Origin of the sequence: Candidatus Burkholderia verschuerenii (assembly GCF_001189365.1) — a bacterium.
Lineage (GTDB): Bacteria > Pseudomonadota > Gammaproteobacteria > Burkholderiales > Burkholderiaceae > Caballeronia > Caballeronia verschuerenii.
Genome location: NZ_LFJJ01000264.1, coordinates 1 through 6,175, shown reverse-complemented (window position 1 = coordinate 6,175; position 6,175 = coordinate 1). Strand labels below are relative to the sequence as shown.

Sequence of the window (6,175 nt, the reverse complement as noted above, 5' to 3'; positions counted from 1 at the left end):
TTCTTCATCCATGGCCTGATCGGCGCTTTGTCGTCAAGCACTCAAGGTAGGAGCCCGGTGCCTAAATTGGGCACGCCGGGATCTGTGCGGGGGGTGTTCAGTAATGGACATCCCTACCGCAATCGCTTTCGATCATGTAATGTTGGTGAAATAAGTTCGTGAACGAACCTTTCGATGTGACGGGGATGTTGTGTGTCACATGTAAGTCATATGTGATGCCTACCCTTGGCGATCTTTTCAATTTGCTGTTGCTCCGCCATGTCTCCGATGCGTCTGCCGTCCGTTCTCTGCGTTCTCGCGCTCGCCGCTTCATCACTCCTCTTGAGCGGATGCGATTCGCATGCGGCCGACGCGCCGCCCGCGCCACAGGCGACGGCACAAGCCGGCCAGTCGCGCGCCGAAGTCTTCGCGCATGTGAAGCAGATGAACGCGCTCGGCGAGAAGCTGTTTATGGATCCGTCGCTGTCGGGATCGGGCAAGCTCGCGTGCGCGTCGTGTCATAGCCCGCAGCACGCGTTCGGTCCGCCCAACGCGCTGTCCGTGCAACTGGGCGGCAGCGACATGCATCGGCCGGGCTTTCGCGCGGTGCCGTCGCTGCGCTATCTGCAATCGGTGCCGCAGTTCACCGAGCACTTCCACGATTCCGACGACGAAGGCGACGAATCCGTCGATGCCGGCCCGACCGGCGGCCTGACCTGGGACGGCCGCGTCGATCACGGTTCGGATCAGGCGCGCATTCCGCTGTTGTCGTCGTTCGAAATGGGCAGCACGTAGACGAAGGTCGTCGCGGCCGTGAAGGCGTCGGCCTATGCGGACGACTTCAAGAAGACCTTCGGCGCAAATATGTTCGACGATGAAGGGCGTGCATTCGCGTCGGTGCTGAGTTCGCTCGAAGCCTTCGAGCAGTCGCCGAAGACGTTTTATCCGTACACGAGCAAGTTCGACGCATGGCTGAACGGTCGCGCGAAACTGAGCGACGCCGAACTGCACGGCCTCAAGCTCTTCAACGACGAACAGAAGGGCAATTGCGCGGCGTGCCATATCAGCTTCCGCGCCAAGGACGGTTCGCCGCCGCAATTCAGCGACTTCGGCCTGATCGCGCTGGGCGTGCCGCGCAACACCAATCTGCCGATCAACAAGGACCCGAAGTTCCACGACCTCGGCGCCTGCGGACCGGAGCGCACCGATCTGAAGGGACGCGACGAGTTCTGCGGCATCTTCCGCACGCCGTCGCTGCGCAACGTGGCGACGCGCAAGACCTTCTTCCACAACGGCATCTATCACTCGCTGGACGAGGTGGTGCGCTTCTACGCGATGCGCGACACCAACCCGGAGAAGTTCTATCCGGTGAAGCACGGCGTCGTGCAGAAGTTCGATGATCTGCCGAAGAAGTACTGGGACAACATCAACACGGAGCCGCCGTTCGACCGCAAAAAGGGCGACAAGCCCGCAGAAATCAAGGACGTCGTGACCTTCCTCAACACGCTCACCGACGGCTACGATCCCGCCAAAGACCCGAATGCGCAGAAGGGCACGGGCGTCAACGAAATCCCGTGGGAAGTGAAGGCCGCGTCGAAATAACGGCGCGCCGACGCCGCGCGGACCGAGCTTAGGCTCCGCATCATGCTATCCTCGTTGCGGCCCGCTTTTATGCGGGCCGCGCTTGTGCGGGACTGTCACGCCTGAACCACGCTTGAATGCCGCTTTCAAACGAAGTTCGCCACGAGGACATCACCATGCCGATTCAACAACGAGCGATTGCGCCTGGCCTTTTGCGCGTCGCGGCCGCCGCCGCGCTCGTCGCCGTGAGTGTCGGTGCATCCGCCGCCAATCTCGGCTTTCTCAACAACACGCCGATCACCTACATGAAGCAGCGCGATCTGCAGGCGCTCAACGACGCCGCGCAAACCGCGCTGAACACGAAGCAGGACGGCGAAGCGATGGACTGGAGCAACAAGGGCGCGGGCAATACCGTGCCGATCAACGGCACCATCACGCCGCACGACAGTTTCCGAGGCGCAAGGGATGAAGTGCCGCAAGATCACGCTCGTCGCGAACGCGAAAGGGCAGACTCAAACCTGGACGCCGTCCGCGTGCAAGCATAGCGACGGCAAGTGGAAGCTTCTCAAGCAATGATCGCCGGAGTCGTCGCATTATGAGCGGCCGCACCGTATCGTGCGGCGTGGTCATGCTCAATCAGCAGGGCGAAGTGCTGCTCTGTCACGCCACCGAAACCTCCCATTGGGATGTGCCCAAGGGCGCGTCAGATCCCGGCGAGTCGCCGCTCGAGGCCGCGCTGTGCGAACTCGTCGAGGAGACGGGCATCGTGATGGAAGCGGATCGTCTGAAGGATCTCGGGCGCTTCGTGTATCGGCGCGACAAGGATCTGCATCTGTTCGCCGTGCGCGTCGGCGACGACGAAGTGAAGGTCGAGAACTGCGTCTGCGAATCGTATTTTCCGCGCTATCGCGACGGCACGATGATTCCGGAGATGGACGATTTCCGCTGGGTCGATCCGCTCGAGGTCGACCGCTTCGCAAGCCGCAGTCTAGCGCGGCTGTTTCAGACGACGCTGTCGCTCGCGGAGTTGCACGAGACGCTTTGAGCCGGGCGTTTCAATCGATCGAGGTCTGGTCGCTCGGATGCGCGAACAGCGCCTTCAACTCCGGCGACATCGGAAAGCGCAGATTGATGCCGTCCGGCGGAATCGGCTGCATGAACCAGGTGTCGTAGAGCTTCGCCCGAGCGCTGCATGTCGGCGATCACGTCATCCACGAGCTGTTTGAACGCCGGATCGCCGCGACGCAGCATGCAGGCGTAGGTTTCGTTCGCGAGCGATGTGCCCGTCACCTTGTATTCGCCGCTCGCCGCGCGTTCCTGCGCGATCTTCCCGTACAACAGCGGATCGTCCATCACGAAGGCGACGGCGCGATCGCTTTTCAGCATCGCGAACGCCTCCGCATGATCGCGCGCCGCGACGATGCGCAGATTCAGCTTCTTCTGCAGCGACAACTGGCGCAGCAGCTTTTCATCGGACGTGCCGGCCGTCGTCGCGACGGTCTTGCCGGCGAGATCGTCGTAATCGACGATGCTCGACTTCTTCTTCACCGCCATGCGGATGCCGTACAGAAAGAAGTTGTTCGAGAATGCGACCAGCGGTTCGCGATCGGCCAGATGCGCGGTCGAGCCGCATTCCAGATCGACCTGATTGTTCACCACGTACGAGATGCGGTTCGACGACGTCACCATGACGTTCTTCACCGCGAGCTCGGGCATGTTCAGGCGTCGCCGGATCGTATCGACGATCTTGAGCGCGATGGAATACGAATAACCGACCGTCTGATCCTTGACCAGATACGAAAACGGCACCGACGATTCCCGCGTGCCCAGCACGATGGAGCCGTTTTCGGCGATCTTGCGCAGCGTGGCGGAAGGCGGCAACTGATCGACGGCGGCCTGCGCCGACGTGGGCTCTTTGGGCGTGGATGCGTGTGCGGGCGCGCTGGCAAGCAAATGGAGCGCGGCAAGCCCGGAAGACACCCGCGCCGGATGCGGCGCGGGAGAGTGCGGCAGCTTCATATCGTCCTCGTTCGAAGCGGCGGCCGAGCCTGAATGGGCTTCTTGCCACTGCTGGTGATCGATGATGCGATGACTGCAAAAAAGGCGCCGCGCGACTTGCGGCGCCCTCGGTGTCGACCTGAGCGATGCGTTACGCTGGCTTGCCCCAGCTATCGCGCAAGCTGACGATACGGTTGAACACGGGCTTGCCCGGCTGCGAATCCATGCGATCCGCGACGAAGTAGCCGTGACGCTCGAACTGGAAACGGTCTTCCGCGTTCGCTTCGCGCGCGCTCGGTTCGAGATACGCATTCACGACGCGCTTCGAATCCGGATTGAGCGCATCGAGAAACTCCGCGCCGCCCGCGCCCGGTTGCGGTTCCTTGAACAGACGGTCGTACAGACGCACTTCGGCGGCATACGCGGTCGCGGCGCTGACCCAGTGGATCGTGCCCTTGACCTTGTAGTTGTTCGCGCCTTCCGTGCCCGACTTACTGTCCGGGAAGTAGTTGCAGTGCACGGCGGTGATATTGCCGTTTTCGTCCTTGTCCGCCCCCGTGCATTCCACGACGAAGCCGTACTTCAGACGCACCTTGTTGCCCGGGAACAGACGGAAATAGCCCTTCGGCGGCGTTTCCTGAAAGTCTTCGCGCTCGATCCACAATTCGCGCGAGAACGGGAAAGTGCGCACGCCGCGATCCGCGTGATGTGGATGCACCGGCGCGCTGCATGCCTCGCTCTGACCTTCCGGATAGTTGTCGATGACGAGCTTGAGCGGATCCAGCACGGCGATTGCGCGCGGTGCTTTCTCGTCGAGATCGTCGCGCAGCGCGCCTTCGAGCACGCTCATGTCGATCCACGAATCGACCTTGGTGACGCCGACGCGCTCGACCATCAGACGGATCGCTTCGGGCGTGAAGCCGCGACGACGCACACCGACGATGGTCGGCATGCGCGGATCGTCCCAGCCGTCGACGTGATTCTCCTGCACGAGTTGCAGCAGCTTGCGCTTGCTGGTGATCGCGTAGGTGAGATTCAGGCGCGAGAATTCGATCTGTTGCGGCAGCGGGCGCTGGAACACGCCGTCATCGGCGAGACGCGCGAGGAACCAGTCGTACAACGGACGATGATCCTCGAATTCCAGCGTACACAGCGAATGCGTGATGTTCTCGATCGCGTCCGACACGCAGTGCGCGTAGTCGTACATCGGATAGATGCACCACTTGTCGCCCGTACGGTAGTGATGCGCGAAGCGGATACGGTAGACGACCGGATCGCGCATGTTGAAGTTCGGCGAACCCATGTCGATCTTCGCGCGCAGCACGTGCTCGCCTTCCTTGAACTCGCCGGCCTTCATGCGGCGGAACAGGTCGAGGTTTTCCTCGGGCGTGCGGTCGCGGTAGGGCGAATTGATGCCGGCTTCGGTCGCCGAGCCGCGCGTGGCGCGAATCTCGTCGGCGGTCTGGCTGTCGACGTAAGCCTGACCTTTTTTGATCAGCATTTCCGCGAACTCGTACAGCTTGTCGTAGTAGTCGCTCGCGTAGTACATGTGCTCGCGCCCGTCCTTGTTCCATTCGAAGCCGAGCCACTTCACGGCATCGACGATGGACTCGACGTACTCGACGCTTTCCTTCTCGGGATTCGTATCGTCCAGACGAAGGTGACACACGCCGCCGTAGTCGCCGGCGAGACCGAAGTTCACGCAGATGCTCTTCGCATGGCCGATGTGCAGATAGCCGTTCGGCTCGGGCGGAAAACGCGTCTCGACCCGCTGCGACCATTTGCCGGAGCGGTTGTCGTCTTCGATGATGTTGCGAATGAAATTGGATGGCGCCGGGGCGTCGTTGCGGTCGGTGTTCATGCGAAAGAGAGTGCCAACGGATGCGCTCGCGCGCGTGATCGGTTCGGAAAGCGTTCCGCATGAGCGGAAACACGTTCGAATGCGCTGATTATCAGACCAATTCTACATGACGAAACCGTGGCGGGCAGGCGAGGCGTGCCGCGCCGGGTTCCGTTACACGCGCGATGCGTTTCGGCGAGCTTCGTAACTGCCGTAACGGGAGGTAAATCGCGTTGAAAGGCGCGCGGCGGAATCTTAAAAAGGGCGTACTGCGGATCACGACCGTTCGGTTCGCGGCAACAACACAAAACGACAATAGAAGGATCGCCACATGAAAAACATCGCCACGACCACGCTCAAGTTCGCTGCTGCCGCCGCGCTCATCACCAGTCTCGCCGCCGCCTGCTCGGGCCTGTCGCGGCAGCAGACGCACGCGGCCATCGGCGCGGGCGCGGGCGGCGCGCTCGGCTACGTGCTGACGGGCGGACCGGTGGGAACCATCGCGGGCGCGGCGGCGGGCGGGCTGATCGGAGCCGGGACGCGCTGACAGTGGCTTAAGCGCGGAGCCGTATAATGCGCGGCTTCGCGTCTGCTGGAATCTGCGGGACGCGAACTGGCTGGCCGGCCGCCTCGCGCGCCGGCGTTTTGTGTGTGCGCCGAGCATGCGCAACAGCTTGGGGGTGCAAGTTCCCTGTCCAGCCTGATGGGGCGAAGGCCTAGTGAAACGCAAGGGCGTCGTCGTGAGGCGGGGTCTGAAGGAAGCGTGTAGCAAAGCCA

At 62.2% G+C, this 6,175-nt stretch carries 4 protein-coding genes and 2 pseudogenes; 4 read left to right on the top strand and 2 right to left on the bottom strand.

Going from position 1 to position 6,175, the window contains the following annotated elements:
• Positions 1–258 precede the first annotated feature (258 nt).
• From BVER_RS27015 to BVER_RS27005, 3 genes and pseudogenes are all read left to right on the top strand, one after another.
• Positions 259–1,581: pseudogene (locus BVER_RS27015) on the top strand (cytochrome-c peroxidase).
• A gap of 155 nt (positions 1,582–1,736) precedes the next feature.
• Complete coding sequence (locus BVER_RS27010; protein WP_269750817.1) at positions 1,737–2,105, top strand: hypothetical protein; 369 nt, start codon at positions 1,737–1,739, stop codon at positions 2,103–2,105.
• A gap of 50 nt (positions 2,106–2,155) precedes the next feature.
• Complete coding sequence (locus BVER_RS27005) at positions 2,156–2,605, top strand: NUDIX hydrolase (protein ID WP_050455879.1); 450 nt, start codon at positions 2,156–2,158, stop codon at positions 2,603–2,605.
• 10 nt (positions 2,606–2,615) lie between these two features.
• Here the strand turns inward: BVER_RS27005 and BVER_RS27000 are convergent.
• Positions 2,616–3,579 (bottom strand): annotated as a pseudogene (locus BVER_RS27000) (transporter substrate-binding domain-containing protein).
• 130 nt (positions 3,580–3,709) lie between these two features.
• Positions 3,710–5,419 carry a glutamine--tRNA ligase/YqeY domain fusion protein gene (locus BVER_RS26995; RefSeq protein WP_050455877.1) on the bottom strand — a complete coding sequence of 570 codons (1,710 nt, stop codon included), beginning with the start codon at positions 5,417–5,419 and terminating at the stop codon, positions 3,710–3,712.
• A gap of 310 nt (positions 5,420–5,729) precedes the next feature.
• Between BVER_RS26995 and BVER_RS26990 the strand changes: the two genes are divergently transcribed.
• Positions 5,730–5,945 carry a hypothetical protein gene (locus tag BVER_RS26990; RefSeq protein WP_050455876.1) on the top strand — a complete coding sequence of 72 codons (216 nt, stop codon included), beginning with the start codon at positions 5,730–5,732 and terminating at the stop codon, positions 5,943–5,945.
• Positions 5,946–6,175: the final 230 nt, after the last annotated feature.